This window comes from Gordonia hankookensis (genome assembly GCF_014673215.1).
GTDB lineage: Bacteria > Actinomycetota > Actinomycetes > Mycobacteriales > Mycobacteriaceae > Gordonia > Gordonia hankookensis.
Genome location: NZ_JACWMS010000002.1, coordinates 698,504 through 723,028 on the forward strand (window position 1 = coordinate 698,504; position 24,525 = coordinate 723,028).

At 68.3% G+C, this 24,525-nt stretch carries 20 protein-coding genes; 5 read left to right on the forward strand and 15 right to left on the reverse strand.

Going from position 1 to position 24,525, the window contains the following annotated elements:
* Positions 1-13: 13 nt before the first annotated feature.
* The 14 genes from IDF66_RS10475 to IDF66_RS10540 form a co-directional block, all read right to left on the reverse strand.
* A complete protein-coding gene (locus IDF66_RS10475; RefSeq protein ID WP_190266785.1) occupies positions 14-1,612 on the reverse strand; it encodes an alpha/beta hydrolase family protein in 1,599 nt (532 codons plus the stop codon).
* A 129-nt stretch (positions 1,613-1,741) separates the two neighbouring features.
* Entirely contained in the window at positions 1,742-3,316 is a 1,575-nt protein-coding gene (locus tag IDF66_RS10480; RefSeq protein WP_317628652.1) for a molybdopterin-dependent oxidoreductase, read from the reverse strand.
* Positions 3,317-3,367: 51 nt separating this feature from the next.
* A complete protein-coding gene (locus tag IDF66_RS10485; RefSeq protein ID WP_164308137.1) occupies positions 3,368-4,843 on the reverse strand; it encodes an FAD-binding protein in 1,476 nt (491 codons plus the stop codon).
* A gap of 79 nt (positions 4,844-4,922) precedes the next feature.
* Positions 4,923-7,205 carry a heavy metal translocating P-type ATPase gene (locus IDF66_RS10490; protein WP_190266786.1) on the reverse strand — a complete coding sequence of 761 codons (2,283 nt, stop codon included), beginning with the start codon at positions 7,203-7,205 and terminating at the stop codon, positions 4,923-4,925.
* A gap of 4 nt (positions 7,206-7,209) precedes the next feature.
* Positions 7,210-7,356 carry a hypothetical protein gene (locus IDF66_RS10495; protein ID WP_164308135.1) on the reverse strand — a complete coding sequence of 49 codons (147 nt, stop codon included), beginning with the start codon at positions 7,354-7,356 and terminating at the stop codon, positions 7,210-7,212.
* Positions 7,353-7,556 (reverse strand): heavy-metal-associated domain-containing protein, encoded by a 204-nt coding sequence (locus IDF66_RS10500; RefSeq protein ID WP_190266787.1) that lies wholly within the window; start codon positions 7,554-7,556, stop codon positions 7,353-7,355. The genes IDF66_RS10495 and IDF66_RS10500 overlap by 4 nt, the downstream gene beginning before the upstream one ends.
* Positions 7,557-7,649: 93 nt before the next feature.
* Positions 7,650-7,943, reverse strand: coding sequence for a metal-sensitive transcriptional regulator (locus IDF66_RS10505; RefSeq protein ID WP_161060733.1), 294 nt, complete (start codon positions 7,941-7,943; stop codon positions 7,650-7,652).
* Between the two features lie 133 nt (positions 7,944-8,076).
* On the reverse strand, positions 8,077-9,189 hold the full coding sequence (locus tag IDF66_RS10510) for a hypothetical protein (RefSeq protein WP_190266788.1): 1,113 nt from the start codon (positions 9,187-9,189) through the stop codon (positions 8,077-8,079).
* A 245-nt stretch (positions 9,190-9,434) separates the two neighbouring features.
* On the reverse strand, positions 9,435-10,304 hold the full coding sequence (locus tag IDF66_RS10515) for an alpha/beta fold hydrolase (protein ID WP_190266789.1): 870 nt from the start codon (positions 10,302-10,304) through the stop codon (positions 9,435-9,437).
* A gap of 59 nt (positions 10,305-10,363) precedes the next feature.
* On the reverse strand, positions 10,364-11,251 hold the full coding sequence (locus IDF66_RS10520) for an alpha/beta fold hydrolase (protein WP_190266790.1): 888 nt from the start codon (positions 11,249-11,251) through the stop codon (positions 10,364-10,366).
* A gap of 36 nt (positions 11,252-11,287) precedes the next feature.
* On the reverse strand, positions 11,288-12,928 hold the full coding sequence (gene nadB, locus IDF66_RS10525) for an L-aspartate oxidase (protein WP_190266791.1): 1,641 nt from the start codon (positions 12,926-12,928) through the stop codon (positions 11,288-11,290).
* Between the two features lie 109 nt (positions 12,929-13,037).
* Positions 13,038-15,107, reverse strand: a complete 2,070-nt coding sequence (locus IDF66_RS10530) for a copper-translocating P-type ATPase (protein ID WP_190266792.1) — start codon at positions 15,105-15,107, stop codon at positions 13,038-13,040.
* Between the two features lie 94 nt (positions 15,108-15,201).
* Positions 15,202-16,011, reverse strand: coding sequence for an alpha/beta fold hydrolase (locus tag IDF66_RS10535; protein WP_190266793.1), 810 nt, complete (start codon positions 16,009-16,011; stop codon positions 15,202-15,204).
* A gap of 22 nt (positions 16,012-16,033) precedes the next feature.
* On the reverse strand, positions 16,034-17,077 hold the full coding sequence (locus IDF66_RS10540) for an NAD(P)-dependent alcohol dehydrogenase (protein WP_190266794.1): 1,044 nt from the start codon (positions 17,075-17,077) through the stop codon (positions 16,034-16,036).
* Positions 17,078-17,301: 224 nt separating this feature from the next.
* On the opposite strand from IDF66_RS10540, the gene IDF66_RS10545 reads away from it, so the two are divergent.
* The 5 genes from IDF66_RS10545 to IDF66_RS10565 all read left to right on the forward strand — a co-directional run bounded on the left by IDF66_RS10545 (position 17,302) and on the right by IDF66_RS10565 (position 22,993).
* Positions 17,302-18,237: a metal ABC transporter substrate-binding protein gene (locus IDF66_RS10545; RefSeq protein ID WP_190266795.1), complete on the forward strand. Its 936-nt coding sequence runs from the start codon at positions 17,302-17,304 to the stop codon at positions 18,235-18,237.
* Positions 18,224-19,096, forward strand: coding sequence for a metal ABC transporter ATP-binding protein (locus IDF66_RS10550; protein WP_190266796.1), 873 nt, complete (start codon positions 18,224-18,226; stop codon positions 19,094-19,096). Before IDF66_RS10545 ends, IDF66_RS10550 begins: the two co-directional genes overlap by 14 nt.
* The gene (locus tag IDF66_RS10555; protein WP_190266797.1) at positions 19,093-19,953 is read left to right on the forward strand and encodes a metal ABC transporter permease; all 861 of its coding nucleotides are present in this window, start codon (positions 19,093-19,095) and stop codon (positions 19,951-19,953) included. The genes IDF66_RS10550 and IDF66_RS10555 overlap by 4 nt, the downstream gene beginning before the upstream one ends.
* Positions 19,954-20,009: 56 nt before the next feature.
* Positions 20,010-21,383, forward strand: coding sequence for an ABC1 kinase family protein (locus IDF66_RS10560; RefSeq protein ID WP_203588895.1), 1,374 nt, complete (start codon positions 20,010-20,012; stop codon positions 21,381-21,383).
* A 125-nt stretch (positions 21,384-21,508) separates the two neighbouring features.
* Positions 21,509-22,993: a DUF3068 domain-containing protein gene (locus IDF66_RS10565; protein WP_164308123.1), complete on the forward strand. Its 1,485-nt coding sequence runs from the start codon at positions 21,509-21,511 to the stop codon at positions 22,991-22,993.
* Positions 22,994-23,277: 284 nt separating this feature from the next.
* Here the strand turns inward: IDF66_RS10565 and IDF66_RS10570 are convergent, their stop codons facing one another.
* Positions 23,278-24,234, reverse strand: a complete 957-nt coding sequence (locus tag IDF66_RS10570; RefSeq protein ID WP_190266798.1) for an alpha/beta hydrolase — start codon at positions 24,232-24,234, stop codon at positions 23,278-23,280.
* Between the last annotated feature and the right edge of the window lie 291 nt (positions 24,235-24,525).

The window sequence follows — 24,525 nt, forward strand, 5'->3', positions numbered from 1 at the left end:
ACGCCGATCCACGTCAGTCGTCGCCGCTACCGGAATCGGACTCTCGCGACGCCGACTGCCCCGACGTCGAGCCTGTTGCCGAGGTGTCGCCTGTTGCCGAGGTGTCGCCCGCTGCCGAGGTGTCGCCGGATACCGAGTCGCTGTCCGCGCCGTTCGATTCGGTCTGCGAGGAGGTGTCGTCGGAGGCACGTCCCGCGGCGCCGTCGCCGGTTGAACCGGTCTGGTCGTTCGACGACTGGTCCTGGCCGGTCGACGAATCCTCCTCGGTCCGACCGGTGGGCGTCTCGGTGGCGCCTTCGGTCGGCTCTTCGTTCGGCTCTTCGTTCGGCTCTTCGTTCGGCACGTCGCTCGCGGTGACCGAGGACCCGTCCGGACCGTCCGATGACTCCGTCTGGCCTGCGGACTGCTGAGATCGGCCGTCAGTGTCGTCGGTGTTCGCGGCCGGGTCCGCACCTGCGCGTTCGCGCGCGTGGGTGGGCACGTCGGTCTTGTCGAGCACGTCAGGGTCGGTCGCCGGGACCGTCCAGCCGAGCCGCTGGTAGATCTGTTCCTGGAGTTCCCGCGGCGTCGGTATCGCATGGCCGCCGATCTCGGCCTGCTCCCCGGGCATCGGGACGGGGATCAGGGTGTTCAGCGCCTCGTCGACTTCCTCGGGTACGGGGATGCCGACGTCGCGCAGCATCATCCCCCACGGGTTGCCACCACCGTCGCCCTTGAGCACCACGTAGGTCGTGTTGCCGTCGTCGCTGTGCCAGGTCTTGATCGGGGTGTAGTCGTTGACATGGCTCTCGAGGAACGCGTGCGTGTAGAAGCCCGGAATCAGGTAGAAGAAGGTGCCGATCGGGTCGGCGAACGGGTTGCCGACCCCGCACGTGGCATCGCCCTGGACGCAGTAGGAGATGACCTTGATGTCACCGGTGTCGGCCGGATCCCGGTCGCCGTTGGTGTACATCCCGTCCATGAAGCTCGGGACGACGTTCTCCACGCCTGTGTGGGGGAATCGCGAGTCCGCCCCGACCACCACGACGACATTCTGATCCGGGATGGCGCCGTCGACTCCGCCGACGTAATCCTTGTGCAGTTCGTAGGCGATGTTCATCGCCACCGGCCCGCTCTGGGAGTAGCCGTTGACGATCACCGTGCCCTGTCGGCCTTGCTTCTGCCAGGCCGCGTAGGCATCTTCGACGCCCGTCGCGGTCCCGGCGTCGACCGAGTCGTTGAACGTCCCGACGCCGGCGAGATCGATCTGGAGACCGAAGACCTTGAGGCCGAACGCCGCCGGGTAGTCGACGGTGGTGATCGGGGGCGCGTAGTAACGACCGTCAGGTGCATCGTAGAAGCCGATGCCATCCGTTCGGGCCATCTGATCGGAGCCGTCGTAGTCGGTGGTTCCGGGGACCATGATCACCGACGCGTTCTCCCCGAGGCTGGGCGGCAACCAATCCGGCTTCGTGCGGGTCAGGTGCTGATCACCGATGGAAACCGGCGGATCGATGTCGGGGAACTGGATGCCCCCGATCCCGAGGGCATGCGCCGAGCCGGGCTGGAAACCCGGCTGGAGAAACAGCCCGACCGACGCAAACACCGTCAGCGACAACAGAACCCGACGCACTCGCCCTACACCCACTCGCCCTCGAACCACTCGCACGACACAAAGTGTGCAGAGTGTATCGGGCACGACCGACCGAATTGGTCCACTCGGGCAAATGCGCGGGGTCGTCATCCGCGCGGACTCGTCCGATCAGGTGATCGTGTAGGTCCGCGAGTCGAGTCCGGTGGCGCCGTCCGGGACCGGCGACGCGTACGTCTCGACCTGCGCGCGACCGTTCTTGTCGGTGGCGCGGCAGGTCACGGTGTGGTCACCCGGCGTCGCGTTCCAGGTGAACCGCCACTGACGCCAGGTGTCCACCGAGTATTCCTCTGCGAGTTGCGCGGGCTGCCAGGCTCCGTCGTCGATACGCACATCAACCGATGCGACCCCGGTGTGCTGTGCCCACGCGGTTCCGGCGATCACCACCTCGCCGCGCGCGTGTTCCGACCGGGAGTCCGGTCGGTCGATCCGGGATGCCAGTTTGATCGGGCCCAGGGCCGACCATCCGCGGGTGGTCCAGTAGGCCTTGGCGTCGGAGAATCGGGTGAGCTCCCAGTCGACCACCCATTTGGTCGCGGACACATAGCCGTAGAGGCCCGGGATCACCTGCCGGACCGGGTATCCGTGCTCGACGGGCAGCGGAGCCCCGTTCATCCCGATGGCCAGCAACGCATCTCGTCCGTCGGTGGCCACCGACACCGGCGTGCCGCAGGTCCATCCGTCGGCACTCGTCGACAAGAGCATGTCGACACCGGGCTGCACTCCGGCCCGGTCGAGAAGCGTCTTCATCGGCACTCCCAGCCAACGCGCGTTGCCGATCAGGTCACCGCCGATGACATTGGACACGCAGGTCAGGGTGACCATCCGCTCGGTCATCGGCATGGCCAGCAGCTCATCCCAACCGATCCGGATCTCGTTGTCGACCATGCCGTGAATCCGTAGCGACCAATCCCCGGTGGTGAGACTGGGGACCTGCAGGGCCGTGTCGATCCGGTAGAAATCGTCGTTCGTGGTGACGAAGGGCGTCGCGCCGGGGATCCGCAGATCGGCCGCGACGGGTACGGGTGGTGCCGCCGACCGCGGGACGGGCAGCAGCACCTTGGTGCGGTCGACGACAGTACGCGTGGTGTCGGCGAGGACACGCCTACCCACCACCCCGGCGGCAACGGCCAGGACGGCGATCCCGCCGGCGGCCAGGAGGAACCGACGGCCAACACCGTCCGGTGGTGACTGTTCGCCGACCTCGGCGCCGGTCGTGTGAGCGATGGTGTCCCCGGCCTTGCGCAGCATGCCGACCAGGATCCGCAGGACGATCACCGCCACGAGCCCTGCGACGACCGACGGGATCGCGAATGTCCACCGGGAGTCCGGACGCTCCAGAGCGGCGATGACCCCGACCACACCGAAGACGGCGACGATCACGGCACCGGTGGGCGGCCGAAGTCGTTCGGCGACACCGCAACCCGCAGCAATCGCGGCGATGATCACGCCCATGCCGACAAAGAGCGCGAGCTTGTCGGACGTTCCGAACGTACCGATCGCCCACTCACGTATCCCGTCCGGCGTGTGGTCGACGACCGCGGAGCCGACGGCGAAATAGGGCGAGGCGCCCGGAGCCACCATGACCGCGAAGAGTTCGCCGATCCCGAGCCCCGCGCCGACAGCGACAATGCCGGCCAGGGCGGCCGCCCAGAGGTGGGCGGATGAACGAGCGGTGGTGGTCACACCCCTTGATACCTCACGAGGCACACGTATGGCCCCGGTCGGACCGGGACGTCATCCTTCGGTCACAACCTCCGAACGGTGAGCCGCGTGCCGGCCGGCACGCCGGCCGAAATATGAGCCCTCTCCGAGCTGCGTTCCGCTCGCATAGCCCTTGCCGTCCTGAGCGAGATTGGCCGCGCAGGCACCCGCGGCGTAGAGCCCGGCGATCGGCGCGCCCTCGCTGTCGAGCACTTCGGCGTCGACCGACGTCGCCATCCCGCCGATGGTGAAGCACGAGTACATCGCCTTGCCGAGACTGAGATCGAAGGCACCCCACGGCCCCTGGTCCTGGGGTGCCAGGAATTCCGCCGACTTGTGGAAGTCCGGGTCCTCACCCTTCGCCGCATTCGCGTTGTACTCGGCGAGGGTCTTCTGGAGTCGACCTTCTGGGATGCCCAGGTCGGATTCCATCTCCGCGACCGTCTCCCAACCGTCGATGAGGTTGATCAGCGGGACCTCCGGGCGCTTCATGTGCGCTTCGTCGACGATCAGGAACGCGGCAGAATCCGGTTGATCCATCACGAATCCCGAGGTCCGCGAGTGGTAGGAGTCCTCGGCGACGAAGCGGTCACCGTTGCTGTTCACGACGATGCCGGTGAGCAGGATGCTCGGCGGGTAGATCGGCGCGGTGACGAACGCCTGGTCCATGTGCTTGAGCGCCGCCCCGACCGATTCGCCGAGCCGGATGCCCAGCCCGTCGTCGTAGGTGCTGCCCAGCGTGAACGGCTTCTCGGCGACATGCGGCACGTAGCGAGCCACCATCTCCTCGTTCATCACGAAGCCACCCGCGGCGATGACGACCGACCGCGCCCGGATGACACCTTCCTCACCGGGACGCTTCCACGTCGCACCGACCACGCTGCCCGACTCGTCGACCACGAGTTGCCGTGCGCCGGTCTCATAGCGGATCTCGGCGCCGAGCTCGGCGAGACGTTTGACCAGGAGGTCGACGACCATCGACGCACCGCCGGTATCGCCGGGTACGGGCACCTTGTGCCCCCGCGGGGCAGGCGTCGCGATGTTCTTGAAGGGCCACACCTTCTCGTTGCCGGTGAACATCAGCCCTTGTGTCTGTGGCTGGATGACGGCCTTCTCCGGGTAGAAGCTGCGCTCGAAAGCGAACCCGAGGCCCTCGAGCCAGTTGAAGTGCTCGACGCTGTCGAAGCAGTAGGCGTGGATCTTGTCCGGCTCGGGCTCACGGGACACCGCGGTGATGTACTTCTCCATCTCCTCCGGGCTGTCGTCGTGCCCGGTGGCGTGCTGCACCGCGGTGCCGCCACCCAGGTAGAAATGTCCACCCGCCATACAGCTGGTACCGCCTGCCGCGGCCGCGCGTTCGAGGACCAGGACCCTGGCCCCGGCTGCCGCCGCTTCCACCGCCGCGCTCCCGCCTGCGACACCACACCCGATGACCAGCACGTCGACGTCGTCGGAGAAGGACTCCACCGAGTCCAGCGCGATCGTGTCGGGGATCTCAGAACCTGCCATGCGCACAGAGTAGACGATGCACTAGAACCTGTTCTAGTTCTCCCCGGGTTCGGTGCGCGAGGGTCAGCGGGGATGAGGGTCAGCGGGGATGCGGACGGAAGCGTCGCAGTCGAAGACTGTTCGCCACCACGAACACCGACGACAGTGCCATCGCCGCGCCGGCGAGCATCGGGTTGAGCAGCCCGGCCGCGGCCACCGGAATCGCGGCGATGTTGTACGCGAATGCCCAGAAGAGATTGCCCTTGATGGTGGCCAGCGTGCGCCGGGCAAGACGGATCGCGTCGACGACGGCCCAGAGGTCGCCGCTGACGACGGTCAGGTCGCTCGCCTGGATCGCCACGTCCGTCCCGGTGCCCATCGCGAGTCCCAGGTCGGCCTGCGCGAGCGCCCCGGCGTCGTTGATGCCATCGCCGGCCATTGCCACCGAATGCCCCTGTGACTGGAGGTCTTCGATCGCGGACACCTTGTCCGCAGGTGAGACCTCGGCGATCACCCGATCGATACCGACCGCCCGCGCGACATGTCCGGCCGCGCCGGCATTGTCGCCGGTGAGAAGCACCGGTGTCAGGCCCATCCGCCGGAATTCGGCGATCGCCGCGGCCGACGACGGCTTGATGCGATCCCCGACGACGACGACACCGACCGCCCGGCCGTCGAAGGACACCACGACAGCAGTGGAACCGGTCCGGTGCGCACCGTCGACAGCACGGGAAAGTCGTTCGGGCAATGCATCTTCCAGGCGGCGCGGACTCGTGACCTCGACGCGGACACCGTCGACGAGTCCGACGACGCCGGAGCCCTCGGACGCCCGGAACCCGCTCACCGGCGGCAGCGGCGCCGACGACCGCTGCGCAGCCCCCACGACGATGGCGGTACCGATCGGGTGCTCCGAGCCCGCCTCGACGGCGGCCGCCGCGATCAGCACCCGATCCCGGCACAGCTGTTCGCCGGCATCCCCGTCGGCCACGGTGACGGATTCGACGGTCATCTCGCCCGTGGTCACGGTGCCGGTCTTGTCGAGCACGATGGTGTCGACGCGTCGGGTGGTCTCGAGTACTTCGGGTCCCTTGACCAGCACCCCCAGTTGCGCACCCCGACCGGTCCCGACCATCAGAGCCGTGGGCGTGGCCAGTCCGAGTGCGCACGGACAGGCGATGATGAGAACCGCAACCGCAGCGGTGAACGCGAATGTGACGCCGCCGGACCCACCCGACACACTGTCCGCTCCGAGCCAGAACCCCAGTGATGCAACGGCAATCGCGATGACAGCGGGTACAAAGAACGACGAGATACGGTCGGCCAGACGCTGCGCCTCCGCCTTGCCCGCCTGTGCGTCGGCGACCATCCTCGCCATCTGCGCGAGGGCGGTGTCCGCGCCGATCCGGCTCGCGCGCACCACCAGTCGGCCGCCGGCGTTCACCGTGGCGCCGGTCACGCCGTCACCTTCGGCGACCTCCACCGGTACGGATTCACCCGTGATCATCGACGCATCGACCGCCGAAGTGCCCTGGACCACCACTCCGTCGGTGGCGATCTTCTCACCCGGCCGGACGAGGAACTCGTCGCCGACCGACAACTCCGACACCGGGATTCGTCGCTCCACTCCGTCCACCACGACGGCGACATCCTTGGCCCCGAGGTCGAGTAGAGCCCGTAACGCATCCCCGGCGCGACGCTTGGCACGCTTCTCGAAGTACCTGCCCGCCAACAGGAATGTGGTGACGCCCGCCGCCGCCTCGAGGTAGATGTTCCCCGCACCGTCGCCGCGCGAGGCGATGAGGTCGAACCCGTGCCGCATCCCCGGCTCCCCGGCGGTCCCGAGGAACAGCGCGTAGAGCGACCATGTGAACGCCGCCAGCGTCCCCATCGACACCAGGGTGTCCATCGTGGTGGTGCCGTGGCGCAGATTGATCCATGCCGCGCGATGGAACGGATAGGCACCCCACACCACGACCGGCGCGGCGAGGGTGAGCGAGAGCCATTGCCAGTAGGTGAACTGCCACGCCGGCACCATCGCGAGGGCAAGCACCGGGACCGTGAGCACCGCCGACACGATGAGCCGCTGCCGCAATCCGCGGAGGTCGCGGTCCTCGGGACCGTCCCGCTGCGCGTCGTCGGTGGCGTCCGGCGGGTCCCCGAGGGCAGGGACCGGGGTCGCGTCGTATCCGGCGCCGCGGACAACCGTGAGGAGATCCGCGGAGTCGAGGGTGGACGGGAACTCGACGTGCGCCTGCTCGGTGGCGTAATTGACCGTCGCGCTGACGCCGTCGAGTTTGTTCAGTTTGCGCTCGATGCGATTCGCGCACGACGCGCAGGTCATGCCGTCGATGTCGAGGTCGATCCGCTCGATGGTGTCCGACATCTCGCTACTCCGTGTGTTGCTGGTGGACGCCCGGAGGTCCCGCGGGGGCGTCACCACCCCACGGATCGACCGCTCGTCCGACCCCGAACGCGACAGCGAAGACCGCCGCCATCGCGATCAGGAAGCCGACGATCCGGGTTCCGGTGGTCATGTGAGTCGGTAGCCGGCCTCGGAGACCGCGGCCGCGATCTCGTCCCGGTCCAGCACACGATCGCTGACGACCTCGACCGCACCGGTATCAAGGGTCACCTCGACACGATCGACACCGGAGATCTCACCGATCTCCTCGCGAACGGACGCCACGCAGTGTCCGCAGGTCATGCCACTGATGGTAAAGGTGCTGGTGGTCATGAAGAATCCCTCCTTGCGGTCGTGATGGCCGCGGTTGTGGTGGCCGGCGTCGTGATGGCTGCGGTTGTGGTGGCCGGCGTCGACGTGGCCCGGTCAGGACCGGACCAGGCGCGTGATCGCCTGCATCGCCTCGTCGACCTTTTCCTGGCCCGCGGCATCGCTCTCCTGTGCCGCATTCACGACACAGTGATTCATGTGCTCCTCGAGGAGGCCGAGTCCGACGGCCTGTAGAGCCTTGGTCATCGCGGAGACCTGGGTCAGGATGTCGATGCAGTAGGCCTCCTCGTCGACCATTCGCTGCAACCCCCGGGCCTGCCCCTCGATACGGCGAAGTCTCCGCAGGTAGTCGTCCTTGCGGCCGATGTACCCGTGCTGTGCATGCTCCATCGGTGCAATCCTCTCGACGTCGACGGGTTACCAATACCCCCTACAGGTATACCAGTCCGGGCCAGATACCGGTACCCCCATAGGGTATCCATCGATCAGCCCGGTACCGGCCGACCTCCACGGACGGCGTGTTCTATGCGTTACGCGATGCGCGCACTGCTGCGGCCAGGTTCTCCAGGGCTGCGGCGACCTCACTCAGAGCTGCGGCGAGATCGGTGTCACCCCGACCCGGCGCGGGCGTCGGCGACGTTGCCCGCGTGGCAACAGCGTGGGCGGGGGTCGCCGACGAGTCGGTCGGCTGAGACGTCGCCGCGGGCTTCTGGTCCGGCTCCTGTGCCTGAGCCGATGGAGAAGCGGGTGGCGGGGATGCAGGCGGCGGGGATGCGGGCGGTGGCGAAGCGGGCGGTGGCGACACCGACGGATTCGGGTTGAGCGGCGGACCGGCAGGCGATCGCGGCGATTGTGGAGTACCGGAGTCGGCGGCATCCGGCAGCCGGTGACGACTTCCCGGTCGGGGCCCAGCGGGGGCAGGCGGCTCGGCATCGGTGGAGCGGCGCCCCGGCCGATACCCGTCGTGCCGACCACCCGCGTTGGCGTGGGCGCCGGACACCGGGGCAGCGGGCCGCGAGGCCGGCCGTCCGCCCGTTCGGGCCGCGTCCTGCGACGGCGATCCCTGGGCGGCCGATTCCTGGCCGGCCGATGCCTGGTTGGCCGATTCGGGAGTCGCCGTCCGGACGACCGGGATATGGGTGTCGGTCGTCATCCGCATGCGGTCGGGTTGCTGCGGGACCTGTCCGGGATGCGTGGGTGGCGCGGGCGTCCGCGGCGCAGGAGGCCCTGGCCTGGGCATCGGCCGAGGGATCTCGCCGGACTGCCCGGGGCCCTGCGCCGGGGCCTGCCCCGTCGGCCGGGGTCCGCGAACCGCGGTCGGAGCGTGACCGTTGGACGGCGCGAAGAGATGCGCGCCGCCGTGACTCTCGAAGTACAGACACGCAGCACCCTGCGGCGACCGCACCGAGCACGGGTTGCGTTCGATGAGCGACTGCGCGTGATCGTCGAAGTCATTCCATTCGAGCCACAGTCGGCGGTCGGCCCGCGGACGGATGCTCGCGTCGGTCGCATGATTGCCCTGATGCCCCGCCGCGAGCCGGCAGTGCAGCAACCACTCCGACTGCCCCGTCAGCCCCAGCGCGGCACGCTCTGCGGGCGTGCATACGACCGTCGACCAGCAACCCTCGCCGTTCATCCGGCCTCTCCTTCGCGCTTCACGCGCATGTGCAATCGATCAAGACAACTTGCCCCCGTTTGTGACCGTGCCGCAGACGAGACGACTCTCGGCCAACGGTCCGTGCGCTCCCGACGCTTCCCCGGCGGCCAGTCTACGAAGGAATCGACCGTCCCCGCCATAGACGCGGCCCATGTCGCCGCGCCGGATGTCGGGCCGATGGTCACGGCGGCGGTCGATGGGGCACCACTGTCGATGGGGCACCACTAATGGTGTGCACCGATGAAGTCGAGCACGACCTGGGTGAAGGCGTCGTTGTCGTCGGCGGCGGCGGTGTGGGCGGCGTCCGCGAGTTCGATCACCTCGGCGGCCGGGACCACCTCGCGGAACCCGGCCACCGCGTCCTCGGGGACGACGTCGGAGAGCTTGCCGCGGATCAGCAGGATCGGGACCGTCAACGACGCGAGCTGCTCCTCCAGATGTTCGGCCCGCACGAATCGGTCGTCGCCCGGTTTCGACGTCACGAACGCCGGGTCCCAGTGCCAGTACCAGCGACCGTCCTCACCTGCACGCAGATTCCGTTTGAGGCCCTCCGGGTGGAAGGTCTTGGCCCGGTGCGGAAGATACGCGGCGATCGCGTCGGCCGCGTCCTCGAGCGTGTCGAATCCACCGACGTTGTCGGTCATGAAGTCGCGAATCCGGGCGCTCCCGGCCTGGTCGTAGCGCGGGACCACATCGACGAGCACCAGAGCGCGTGCTCTCTCGGAGCCGAGTTCGGCAGCCGCGCCGATGCTGCTGAGCCCGCCCATGCTGGCACCGACGAGCGTCACCGGCATTCCGATCTGCTCGACCACCGCGACGACGTCGCCGGTGAACAGTTCCAGGCTGTACCGACCGCTCGGCGACCAATCGCTGGCGCCGTGACCTCGCGTGTCGAGCGACACCACATGAGCGCCGGCAGCCGCCAGGAACTCGCCCGTCTGCTTCCACGAGTGTCTGGTCTGTCCGCCACCGTGCAGGAGCACGATCGTCGGGCCGGCCGCACCGGCGGCAGGCCGCCACTCGTCGGCTCGCAGCGTGATCCCGTCGACGCCGGTGAACGAGACCTGATCGGGCTGGACCACGGGACGCGACATGGGGTCGATTGTGCGCCGGGCCCGACCACCGGTGTGCCCCGGGGCACCGGACCCCGGTTTCACGAACCGAGGAAGCCGACGATGCGGCGATGCACCCGATCGCGCTGATCCAGATGGACGAAGTGGCCTGCGTGATCGATCCGGGCGACCTCACTGCCCGTCGGCAGCAACTCGGTCAATCCGTCGGTGAAGGCCACCTGCATGCATCCGTCCAGCACGCCGTGCAGGTAGAGCAGCGGTGTCCGAGGCGGCCGCAGCCAATCCGAGGCGTGGTCGGCATATCGGGCGTCGACGCGAGGTCGCAGCATGGCCCGGTAATACCCGAGGACCGCCGATCCGTGTGCACGGTTCGGCACCGTGGCCAGAGCGTTGTCGACGTCGTCGACGTCCGGGGACGGCCCCCACCGCCGCCAGAGGGTCGGGATGAGCCACCCGAGAACCCGCTCCGGGAGGAACGGGATCTGGTTGAAACCGATGTACCAGCTCATCGCCATCTGTCGTGGGATGAGACGCAGCTGCGCACGCACCGACGTCCCCGCCTGCCGCATGGCGGCGATCGGCGGCACGGCGATCGCGACGACGCGCCGGAACGGGTGGTCGTCGCGGGCGAGGATCGCATGCGCGGTGAGCGCGCCCCAGTCGTGTCCGATCAGGACCGCCCGATCGTCGCCGCCGAGTTCGCGATGCAGCGCGAGGACGTCGTGGGCGAGTGCCGCCACGTGGTAGTCGCCGTCGACCGGGACCTCCGACGGGGAGTACCCGCGGGTGAACGGTGCGACCACTCGATAGCCGGCCGCCGCGAGCTCGGGGGCGAGGTGTCGCCACGTCCACGCGGAATCCGGGAATCCGTGCAGGCAGATGGCGAGCGGCGCGTCGGGCTCCCCCCAGGCGAGGGCATGCAGACGGATGTGGCCGAGGTCGACGACGACTCGTCCGGGCGCGGTCATGGTCGCCGACGTTACCGCGACCGGTCGGCCGCCGGCTCAGGGCACCGGCACGTGGATGCGGGTGATGGTCTCGCTGCCGTCGCACTCGGTGAGCTCACCGTCGAGCCAGCCGAAACACCGTGTCCGCGCCTGCGGGTCGGTGTGCGGATGGTCGATGCGCGTGTGACAGCCGCGCGATTCGGTGCGCGCTCGCGCCGCCGCCACGACCACCGTGGCGGTCAACGTCAGCGCGGCGTCTTCGATGTCGGTATCGGTGATCGCCGCCCGGTCCGGGATTCGGCTCAGCGCCGTGGCGACGCGGTCGAGGCCATCGGCGTCCCGGCGCAGCGCGACGGATCGGGACATACTGTCCTGCAGCTCTTTCCGTGGCATCGTCGGGTGCATCCCCGGCATCGCGGCTGCGCCCTCACCGGCCCGCCTGCCTCGACGGCCGACGGCCACCGCGGCAGCCCGGCGGCCCATGACCAGTCCCTCCAGCAAGCTGTTCGACGCCAGCCGGTTCCCGCCGTGCAGCCCGGTCCGCGCGACCTCACCCGCGGCCAGCAAACCGGGCACGGCGGTCCGGCCGTCGACGTCGGTGAGTACGCCGCCGCACTGGTAGTGCGCACCCGGCACCACCGGGATCAGGCCGGCGGTCACGTCGAGCCCGGCGTCGGCGACGCCCTCGGTCACCGTGGGGAATCGGGTCGGGAAGTCGGCGATCGACCGGACGTCGAGATACACGCACGGATGGCCGGAGTCGGCGATCCTCGTCTCGACGGCATCGGCGACCACGTCGCGCGGCGCGAGATCACCCATCGGATGCACCCCGGCGGTCACCGGGTCGCCGTCGACGTCGACCAGACGGCCACCCTCACCACGCACGGCCTCGCTGATCAGCGTCCGCCGACCACGCGCACCCTCGACGAACAGCATCGTCGGATGGAACTGGATGAACTCCATGTCGGCGACGACGGCCCCGGCCCGCAACGCGAGAGCGATGCCGTCGGCGGTCGCGCCGGACGGGTTGGTTGTGGCGGCATAGAGGTGACCGCTGCCACCGGTGGCGAGCAGGACGGTCGGCGCATGGACGACGCGTTCTCGCCCCCGCTGCCGGTAGGCGACACCCACCGTCTGACCGTTGGCACGCAGGATCGCGGTGGCGACCGCGTCGTCGTGGCCGGTGATCGCCAGGGATCGGGACGCGGCCCGTAGCCTGCGCTCCAGAGCACGCTGCACCTGGGCACCCGTCGCGTCGCCGCCGGCGTGGATGATGCGGCGTACCGAGTGGCCGCCCTCACGGGTTCGCAGCAGGTCGCCGCCGGGCCCGCGATCGAATTCGGCACCCCAGCCGATCAGACCGGACACGGCAGACCACCCGTCGTCGAGGATGGGTCGGGCGATCCGCGAATCCGTCAGGCCCGCCCCGGCGCCCAGTGTGTCCGCGAGATGGAGGTCGACCGAGTCCGTCGGGTCACCGGGCTCGACCACGGCGATCCCGCCCTGCGCATAGAAGGTCGAGGTCGCCTGTTCGGCGCGATCGGGATGCCATGCGGGCCCCTTGGTCAGAATCACCACGCGCAATCCGGCCTCGGCTGCCCGCAGGGCCGCGGTCAGTCCGGCCACCCCGGCGCCGACCACCACGAAGTCGGCACGCGTCTCGTCACGCTGGTCACGGCTCATCTCGTTCTGGGCCATCTCGCACCTCTCGCGGGGGGAACGTCGATGTGAGGATCAACCACGGCGACCTGTTTTCGATTCCCAGTCGAAAACCATACGCCGTTCCATGCAGCGAGGGGAGCCGCGGTCAGTGCACCGACAGATCAGCCCGACGGAGCAGTTGCGCATTGAGCGCGACCACCACGGTCGAGACCGACATCAGGATCGCACCGACGGCCATGGGCAACACGAAACCGATCGGGGCCAGCACACCGGCTGCGAGCGGGACGGCGAGCAGGTTGTAGCCGGCCGCCCACCAGAGGTTCTGCCGCATCTTGCGGTACGCCTGTCCGGACAGGACCATCGCCGAGACCACGGTGCGCGGATCGTCGCCTGCCAGCACCACCCCGGCCGACCCGATCGCGACATCGGTGCCGGCACCGATCGCGACGCCGACATCGGCGCGCGCGAGGGCCGGTGCGTCGTTGACGCCGTCACCGACCATCACCACGGTGCTCCCCTCGGCCTGCAGGTCGGCGACGATGGACTCCTTGTCCTCGGGACGGACGCCCGCATAGACGCGCTCGATGCCGAGGTCGGCGGCCACCCGTTCGGCCACGTCGCGCGCGTCACCGGTGGCCATCACCGCTTCGACGCCCCGGTCGGCGAGCGCTCGGACCGCCTCGGCCGACTCGGGCCGCACCTCGTCGGCGAGCGCGATCGCGCCCACCACGACCCCGTCGGCGGCGACGTAGAGGACCGTGCTGCCGTGGCCGACGAGTTCGGCGGCATCGTCCGGCGCGGTGAGCTCACGCTCCACGAGCAAACGCGGTCCGCCCACCGCGACTTCACGTCCGTCCACCTCGGCGCGGACGCCGACCGCGGCACTCGACGAGAAGTTCTGCGCCGCAGGCACGATCACGTCGCGATCGATTGCCGCGCGTCGCACGGCCTTCGCGAGCGGATGCTCGCTGTCGGACTCGGCGGCCGCGGCGAGCGCGATCACCTCGTCCTCCGACATCGCCTGCCCGGTCACGACGCGAACCACCGCAGGCTCACCGCGGGTCAGGGTTCCGGTCTTGTCGAACAGCACCACGTCGGCGAGGCGCAAGGTCTCCAGCGCCACCCGATCGGTCACCAGCACTCCCATCGTGGCCGCCCGTTCGGTGGCGATGGCCACCACCAGGGGGATCGCCAGGCCGAGGGCGTGGGGGCAGGCGATGACCAACACCGTGATGGTGCGGATGACCGCGTTGTCGGACTGACCGACCGCGGTCCAGGCGATCGCGGTCACGAGAGCGGTCCCGAGCGCGAACCAGAACAGCCAACCCGCGGCACGATCGGCGAGACGTTGCGCACGGCTCGACGAGTTCTGGGCGTCGGACACGAGGCGCTGGATACCTGCCAACGCGGTGTCGTCGCCGACCGCACCGACCCGGATCCGGATGGCGGTGTCGGCACTGACCGTTCCCGCGACCACCCGGTCACCGACCGTGCGGCTCACCAGCGTCGACTCCCCGGTGATCATCGACTCGTCGACTTCCGCAGTGCCCGAGACGATCTCGCCGTCGGCGGGCACGCGTCCGCCGGGCCGCACGATGACCAGGTCGCCCACCCGGAGGTCGGCAGGCGAGACCGTCTGCACCACGTCGTCGACGACCCGCTCGGCTTCGTCGGGCAACAGGGCGGCAAGGGATTGCAGCGCCGAGGTCGTCTGCGATATCGACCGCATCTCGATCCAGTGACCGAGCAGCATGATCACGATCAGCAGGGCGAGTTCCCACCAGAAATCGAGTTCGTGGTGCAGCAGGTCGAGGGTGGCCCCCCACGACGCCACGAAGGCCACGCTGATGGCCAGCGCGATCAGCGTCATCATTCCCGGTGTCCGCGAACGTAGTTCGCTCACGGCGCCGGTGAGGAAGGGGCGCCCGCCCCAGACGAACATGATCGTGCCGAGGATCGGCGACACCCAGTCCAGCCACCCCCACGACGGCAATCCGTAGCCGATCAGATCGGCGAACATCGGACTCGCGAGCACCACGGGGACCGCGAGCACCGTCATGACCAGGAAGAGCCGTCGGAACATCGCGACGTGCTCGCCGTGACCGCCATGGGCTCCACCGCCGGAATGGCCGTCGTGGGAATCCGTGTGATGGGCGTGCAGGTCGTGGTCGCCCTCGGCGACACTGATCGCGCTGTGGTCGAGGTTGTGGTCCATATGCCCGTTTTATACCCCTGGGGGGTATCAGTCAAGGACGCGTCCGCCACCGCGAACAACGGAAGCCTCGGCGACTAGCGGTACGACAAGGCGTTCACGATGCGCCCACGGACGGATTGTCCAAGAACGCGGCGACCACCCGCGGCCAGGAACGGAGTCGGTGCGGGGTGTCCGCGACCGCCAATCGGGCAGTCGGCAACGTGTCGGCCAGGAGTTCTCCACTGCTCACCGGATGTGCATGATCTCCGGTCCAGCTCAGCACCAGCGTCGGGATCTCCAGGGATGCGAGTACCGAGGGCGCCGGGAGATCCGATTCGGCGGCCCCGCGCAGCACCCAGGGAAAGATGGACGCGCGCACGGCGATCGGGGCGACAAATCGCCTGGCCTCGGCCAGCGCGGGCGAGACCGGTTCGTCCGCACCCACCCGCTCGAAGGCGGCGAGACCGTGCCGATCGATCAGGTCTGCCGACTCGAGGCGCTCGGTGGCCATCGCGCGGCGAGTGCCCCAGATCGTCGGCGGAGTGACGAGGACGAGGCGCCGGAACCGATCCGGTTCGGCAAGTGCCGCATACACGATGGTCGCGGCTCCCATCGACGCCCCGATCGCATCGACGGGCTGGCCCGGCGCCGCGACGTCCAGCAGGCCCAGTAGATCGGCCCCCAGTTCCGGCCAGGTGTATTCGTGGGCCGCCGTGCCGCCCGTCGACCGCCCGTGGCCACGCGCGTCGTACCGGATGAGGCGACGCGTCGAAGAGACCGCCCGCCAGTCGAATTCGCCGGATGACTCCTGCCGGTAGGCACTCGAGCCCAGTCCATGAGCCCAGATCGCCGCGGGCCCGCGCCCGGTCTGGTTCCAGGCGATGCGGGCGCCGCGGACGTCGTCGACCCGGAACGGCGGGGTCATCGGCGGTCGGTGACCTCGACGGTCAGAGCGTCGCCGTGTCGATCACGAAGCGGTAGCGCACATCGCTCGCGACCACCCGGTCGTAGGCCTCGTTGATCTTGTCGGCACCGATCACCTCGATCTCGGCCCCGATGCCGTGCTCGGCGCAGAACTCCAGCATCTCCTGGGTCTCGGCGATGCCGCCGATCATCGATCCGGCAAAACTGCGCCGGTTGGCCGTGACCGCGAAGGCGGGCACCTCGATGGGGTGTTCGGGGAGGCCGAGCTCCACGAGCGTGCCGTTGATGGCCAGCAGTCCGAGGTACTGCTTGATGTCCAGGTTGGCCGACACGGTGTTGATGATCAGGTCGAACTCGTTGCGCAGATTCTCGAAGGTGTCCGGGTCACTGGTCGCGTAGTAGTGGTCGGCGCCGAGTCGCAGGCCGTCCTCCATCTTCTTGAGCGACTGCGAGAGCACGGTGACCTCGGCACCCATCGCGTGCGCGATCTTGACGCCTACGTGCCCCAGTCCGCCGAGCCCGATGATCGCGACCTTCTTGCCGGGTCCGGCCTGCCAATGACGCAGCGGCGAGTAGAGCGTGATGCCTGCGCACAGCAGGGGCGCGGCGACGTCGAGGTCGATGCCCTCGGGAATGCCGCAGACGTAGTTCTCGTCGACGACGATGCCGGTGCTGTAGCCACCATGGGTGGGCTCGCCGTCACGGCCCACAGCGTTGTAGGTGCCGGTCATCCCACGTTCGCAGTACTGTTCCTCGCCGCGGCGGCAGGGCTCACACTCGCGGCACGAGTCCACGAAGCAGCCGACCCCGACCCGGTCCCCCACACGGTGGCGCGTGACGTCGGAGCCGACGGCCGACACGATGCCCGCGATCTCATGGCCGGGGACCACCGGGAACGCCGTGCGACCCCACTCGCTGCGCGCGGTGTGGATGTCGCTGTGGCAGATGCCTGCGTAGGCGATGTCGATCGCGACGTCGTTAGTGCCGAGGTCACGGCGTTCGATGGTGGTGGGGCCGAGCGGCTGGTCGGCGGCGGTCGCGATGTAGGCGTTGACGGTGGTGGGCATGGAAGCTCCCTCGGTTCGACGTCGGATTCGCGGATCGGACGCGTGGTCCCGTGGTTCCGCTGCGGGTCGCCCCGCACCCCGTCCAGTGTTCCGGAGAAGCGCCGGCCTGTGGGACGACGGGCGAATAGATCACATTCGGGAATATTCATATGCGCATGGGTGCGCCGACCTGCTTCAGGTTCGGCTAACTTGCAAGTTCGGGTACCCGAACTTAGAGTTGGTCCATGTCAGCGGCCCGTCGGATCATCATCGCGACACTTGTCGTGGTCGCCGTCGCGTGCACGGCCTGCGACACCCGTGATGTCGCGGACCGCCCGCGGGTCCTGGCCACGTTCACCGTCCTCGCGGACATCGCGCGCAACGTCGCGGGCCACCACGCCGACGTCAGCTCCCTGACCAAGTTCGGCGCCGAGATCCATGGGTACGAGCCCACGCCGGGCGATCTGCACAAAGCCTCTGACGCCTCCCTCGTGGTGGTGAACGGCCTCCACCTCGATGACTGGTTCGAGCGATTCCTCGCCGACATCGACGTGCCGCGGATCGTCGCCTCCGACGGCATCGCGCCGCTGCCGATCAGGGCGGATCCGGGCGGTTCTCCCGCCACCGGTAAACCCAACCCGCACGCCTGGATGTCGCCGCTGGAAGCAAAGACGTACGCCGACAACATTGCTCGCGGGCTGGCCCGCATCGACCCCGGGCACGCCGATGCCTATCACGCCAACGCCGAACGCTATGACGCCCGCCTCGACGACGAGCGGGCTCGGCTCGTGACGGCCATCGATGCGCTGCCCGACAACGAGAGAGCACTGGTCACCTGCGAGGGCGCGTTCAGCTATCTCGCGCGTGACACCGGACTCACCGAGCACTACATCTGGCCGGTGAACTCCGAACAGGAGGCCACCCCACAGCAGATGCGACGCACTGTCGACTTCGTCCGGGACCGCCGGGTACCCGCGGTCTTCTGCGAATCGACCGTGAACAACGCGCCGATGCAGCAGGTTGCGCGTTCCACCGACGCCCGACTCGCCGGGACGCTGTATGTCGACTCCCTGTCGGAGCCCGACGGTCCGGTGCCCACCTATCTCGATCTGCTCCGGCACGACCTGACGACCATCATCGCGGGCCTCACCGGAAAGGACGCCGATCATGTCGTTCCCTGACCACCGCCCACCTCAGGACCGCCCACCTCGGGACGGCACACCCCGCGATGGCGCACCACAGGGTGATTCGGAACCGCCCGCCATCGAACTCACCGACCTCACCGTCCGATACGGAAGCGTCCTCGCCCTCGACAAGGTGTCCCTGACACTTCGACCCGGCCGGATCTGCGGATTGATCGGGATGAACGGCTCGGGCAAGTCGACGCTGTTCAAGTCGATCATGGGGCTCGTGCGCCCGTCGTCGGGAAGCGTGTCGATCGCCGGCGGGACCCCGAATCGTGCACGGGCCCGAGGACTCGTCTCCTATGTCCCGCAGTCCGAGGACGTCGACTGGGACTTCCCCATCTCGGTACGCGAAGTCGCGATGACCGGCCGGTACGGACGGCAGAACCTGTTCCGTCGGGCCTCCGCACGTGATCGGGCCGCCGTCGACGACGCGCTCGAACGAGTGGGGCTCACCGAACTCGCCGACCGTCAGATCGGCAAACTCTCTGGCGGACAACGCAAACGCGCGTTCGTTGCGCGGGGCATCGCGCAGGGTGCAGACATCCTCCTGCTCGACGAGCCGTTCGCCGGTGTCGACAAGCGTTCGGAGCGAACGATAGTGGACCTGCTCGTGGCGGAATCCACTCGCGGAGCGACAATCCTGATCTCCACCCACGACCTGTCCACCCTGCCATCGTTCGCCACCGAAGCCGTCCTGCTGATGCAACGTGTACTGGTACACGACACCCCCGAGGAGGCCTTGCGCCCCGAGCACCTCGCACTCGCCTTCGGCGTCGACGTCCTGGGTGGAGGCCGCAGCGAATCGTCGGCACCGCAACGTGATCCGAGCGGCAGTTCCGGGGTGGCACGATGATCGACTTTCTGGTCGAACCCTGGACGCTGTCCTTCATGCGCGACGCATTCCTCGCGAGCGGGGTCGCGGCCGCGGTGTGCGCACTGATCAGCTGCTGGATCGTCCTGATCGGCTGGTCGCTGATGGGCGACGCGGTCTCGCACGCTGTGCTGCCCGGCGTGGTGCTGTCCTACATCGTCGGGGTGCCCTTCGCGATCGGCGCGGTGATCTTCGGATTCCTCGCGGTCGCATTGATCGGAACCGTCCGCGACACGAGCCGGGTGAAGGAGGACGCCGCGATCGGCATCGTGTTCACCACCCTGTTCGCGCTCGGGCTGGTGCTCGTCTCGGCAACGCCGAGTCAGACCGATCTGAACCACATCCTGTTCGGGAACGTCCTCGGCGTCTCCGGCGCGGACCTGTGGCAGTTGCTGATCCTGGCCGCGGTGGTCGCGACGGTGCTGGTGGTCAAGCGGCGAGATCTGACGCTCTACGCCTTCGATCCCGTCCACGCACACGCGATCGGGCTGTCCCGGCGATGGCTCGGCGCCCTGCTGCTCGGTCTGCTCGCCCTCACCTGCGTGCTGGCGCTCCAGATCGTCGGCGTCATCCTGGTCGTCGCGATGCTGATCATCCCCGGAGCCTCGGCGCACCTGCTCACCGACAGGTTCGGTCACATGCTGCTGATCGCCCCCGCGATCGCCGTCGCGGCCACCGTCGTGGGCATCTACATCAGCTACGGCGCCGACGTCTCCCCGGGCGGAATGGTGGTGGTGACACAAGGTGTGATGTTCACCTTGATCTACCTCTTCGCACCCCGAAACGGGCTCCTGACCAGGTGGATCGACAGCCGCCGGACGTCGGCGACCGCCGCCTGAGGCGCCACGCCCCCGGTGCCGGACACGCTCCGTCGTTACACTTGCCGATGGTGACGATGCAGAACTCCGCAGACGACGACCTACGCAGACAGCTGCCCACGGTGTCGCCGATCGCCGAGATCACCCGATTCGGCACGGCGACGGCCCATACGGCGGCGGGCGTCGGGCGCTTCGTGTTCCACACCCTCGGTGACGCCGTCCACGGTCGCCGCCCGACCGCGCAGCGCGTCGCCCACGAGATCCGGACCACGTTCGAACATCTCGGCCCCACCTACGTCAAACTCGGCCAGCTCATCGCGTCGAGCCCAGGGGTGTTCAGCGAGACACTCTCGGCCGAGTTCGAATCGCTGCTCGACCGGGTTCGTCCCGCCGACCCCGCGGACATCCGGCGGCTGTTCATCGAGGAGTTCGGCCGCGGCCCCGAGGAGGTCTTCGCGGCCTTCGACGTCGAGCCGATCGCGTCCGCCTCGATCGCCCAGGTCCACACCGCGACCCTGCACAGCGGCGAAGAGGTCGTGGTCAAGATCCAGCGTCCGGGAATCACCGAGCGTCTCGCACCCGACGTCGCCCTGCTCGAGCGATTCGCGGGACTCGCGGAGATCTCCGAGTACGGCCGGATGCTGAGCGCCAGGCACGTCGTCGAGGACTTCGCCGACGGACTGTCGGCGGAACTCGATTTTCGCAACGAGGCGGACACGATGCGGGAATGGTACGAGTGCCTGCGAGACGGCCCGTACGGCAGCCGTGTCCGGGTTCCCGAGGTCCACGACGAGTTCACCACCTCTCGGGTGCTCACGATGGAACGGGTCTACGCGATCCGCATCGACGACGCCGAGGCCGTCCGAGGGGCGGGCCATGACGGTGTGGCGCTGTGCCGCAATCTGCTGCTCTCCCTCCTCGAGTCGGCGTTCCACGGTGGACTCTTCCACGGCGATCTCCACGCGGGGAACGTGCTCGTCGACGCGAACGGCACGCTTGTCCTACTCGACTTCGGCATCGTCGGGCGGTTCACCAAACGGACGCGACGGATTCTCCGCCAGCTCGTCGTCGACCTCATCGTGCGCGGCGACTACGAATCGGCCGGTCGCGCGATCTTCCTGCTGGGAGCCGTCCACAATCCGACGTCGTCGACCAGCCGCGGCGCCGAGGACATCAAACGGGTTGCGATGCCGCTCTCGTCGACCGATCTCGGGTCGATGTCGTATGGGGATCTCGGACGCCAGCTGGCCGCGGTCGCCAAGGCACACGACGCCCGACTGCCGCGCGAACTCGTTCTCGTCGGCAAACAGCTCCTTTACGTCGAGAAATACATGAAGCTGCTCGCACCCCGCTGGAAAGCCATGTCCGACAAAGAGATCTACGCATATATGGCCGGGATCATGAAAGAGGCCGAACGGGACAGGCGGTCCGATCGCAGCCAGTCGGGCTGACCGTCGGACGGCTGGGGGGAGGCGTATGGCACGGTCGTTGCCAGGAATGTCCGAGACCTCCGTCGGGTGACGGCACGGCGCCGCTACTGTTGTCACGTTGAGTCCGGATTACAGGAGTGGAGAGAATGAGACGACTTTGGCTGGCGCTGCCGGCGTTCCTCGGCGCCGCATGCATCGCCGCTGCCATAGCCATACCGCTGTTCCTCGTACCGCAGCTGCGCGTGGTGCCACTCGACCTGGACATCACGTCGGTCGCCACGACGGTGCCCGAGGACGGATCCAGCGGTGACCGGTTCCCCGCCGAGATCTTCGATCGCTGTTCGGTGAGTGAACGCAAGGCACGCGTGCTCGACGCCCATCTCACCCAGCAGCGCCGCTCGGTCATCGTCGACCCCTCGGACAAGCGCCAGGCGACCCTGCAGTCGGCGCAGACCGTCCAGATCGACCGTGTCCGCGACGCCGCGGGCAACGAGACCGATCCGTCGATGGCCGCCGCCGACAGCGAGCGCAAGTGCGACGACGGCCTGCTCACCGCGAACATCGACCGGGTGTCGGTGAATCGCAAGTCGTCGGTGCCGAACGGGACCGTCAGCTCGCTGCAACTCGAGGCCGCACCCGAAGGTGTGAACCCGAAGGACGTCTCGGTCGACCTCCCCGATCGCAAGGGCTTCCAGTACAAGTTCGGCTTCGATGTCGGCAAGCGCGCGTATCTCTACTACGACACGAACACCCGCCAGGACATCCCGGTCAACTTCAAGGGCGAGAAGAACATCAACGGGGTCACGACCTACGAGTTCGTCGGCGACGTGCCCGAGACCGACGTCTCGGGCCTGCCCAACGCACAGGGCGAGGCGGCGCTTGGCACGATGCTGACCATGCCCGCGAGCTGGTGGGGCATCAGCGGACGTGGTGTGAAGCCGAACGACAAGATCACGATGCACCGCTACGCCACCGCCACCCGGCACGTGTTCGTGGAGCCGAAGACCGGCACCATCATCGACGGTCTCGAGGATCAGCATCAGTACTTCCGGTCGCCCGATCAGAGTTCCGACACCCCGGCACCGGTGCGGGACTTCCGGATGGACGTCCTCAAGGCGCGATTCAAGTGGTCCGATCAGACGGTCAAGAACCAGGCCGAGAAGGCCGACCACTACAAGGGGCTGTTGACCCTCGGCAGTTTCTGGCTGCCGCTGATCCTCGGCATCGTCGGCGTGTTGCTGCTGGCCCTGTGGGGCTTCCTGATGTGGCGTGCCCGCCGCGACCGGGACGGCGACGACACCCCACCGGCCGACGACACGGCCGCATGGGACGAACCCGACACCACGGCGAACACCGGCGCGGGACGACATGAGGTCGATCCGACGGTTCCGGCCGCCGGGGCAGCCGGGGCGGCCGCAGGCGCCTCCCTCGACCCGTGGGACCGGCCGACCGAGCAGATCCCCCGAGTGGACCCGCCGGGCGAGTCTCCCGCCGACGACACTGCGACGCAGACGTTCACCCCGCCCACGGCGGACGACGACTCCGCGACGCAGACGTTCCGGCCCACCGACGAGTTCCGGCCGTCGGACGACGACGACACCCAGCACTTCCGTCGTCCGCCGGGCGAGTAGCCTGCCGTAGCTCTCCGCACAGGGCCCCCACCACACGCTCTCCGAGCACCTGGTGGGGGCCCTGTTCGTTCGGCGGGGCGGTCGGTTCGACAGGGCGGTCGGTTCGACAGGGCCGTCCTCGCCCGCCTTGCTTTCCCTCCCCGCGGGGTCAGGGCCGGTGGGAGCGGGGCCCGCGGGGTCAGGGCGGTGGGAGCGGGGCCGCGCGGGGCACCGGACGCAACGACAAACGCGGCCGGTGACCCTGAGGTCACCGGCCGCGTCGGTCGGAGATCAGTCCGCAGCGATCAGAAGAACGCCGGGCGGAACGTGGTGTTCCACGACTGCTTGAAGTCGTTCTGCCAGTAGTCCCACCAGTGGACACCGTCCGGGGTGACGTGGGTGGTCAGCTTGACGCCGGGGACCAGGGCCACGCGCGGGATGTACAGCTGGGTGCTGACCGACGCCGCGGTCTCCAGCGGAACCATCTGCGAGAACTTGACCGGGTCGAAGTTCGGGCTCGACGGGTTGACCGAGCTGTCGTACTTGCTGCCCAGACCGCTGCCGGACGAGAGATAGACATGCTTGCCGGCCAGATTGTTGGCGCTCAGGAACGGATCGTTCGCGAACCACTCACCGAACGGGAAGATGCCCCACATGTTGCTGGCATTACCACCGGTCTGTGCGACCGCGACCTGGATGCCCTGCGTGAAGCCGGGGGTGGTAACGGTCGGGTAGCCGCTGTACGAGGCGACCGCGTCGTAGAAGCCGGGATGGCGCGATGCGAGGTTCAGTGCCGAGGTGCCCGACATCGACAGACCGGCGATGCCGTTGCGGCGGTTGTCGCTGTTGTGACGGGCCTTCATGTACGCGGGCAGTTCGCGCGTCAGGAAGGTCTCCCACTTGTTGACGCCCAGCTTGGGATCGGAGCGCTCCCAGTCGGTGTAGAAGCTGCCGGCGCCACCGAACGGCATTGCGACGTTGGTGCCCTTGCCGACCATGAACCGGTCGACGTTGGTGTTGATCAGCCAACCGCTGTTGTTGTTCGGCGCACGCAGTCCGTCGAGGACGTACAGAGTGGGCTTCGGCCCACCCCCGCCACCGTCGACGATGCGAACCGGGATGTTGCGGTGCATGGCCGCGGAGTAGACGTACTCGGTAGTACCGGCCGCCTGAGCCGTCGGTGCAGCGACCATGGTCACGCCCGTCGCGGCCACCACGGCCACAAGTCCGGCGACCAAGCGCTTACGGGCGCGTGTCAGCATTGATTTTGTCCTTATCGATCTTGACCACGAACTGGGCCACGTCATATCACGGGGGTCATCTCACGGGATTCTATGGCTCGTCGGCCCTGCGCATACCCGTCGTCAGGCAGTGTAACGGCTCGATAACACACCGGCAAAGGCAAGGACGGACGCCGTGACCGGCGACAACCCGACATAACGTCCCACCGGATGGCGCCACCTGCGCAAACCCGAGCGGAATCGGCGCACGGATCGGATGAGTCAGTGGGACGGTCGTACAGCGTTATGGCGTCGTTACGGCATTGCTCGATG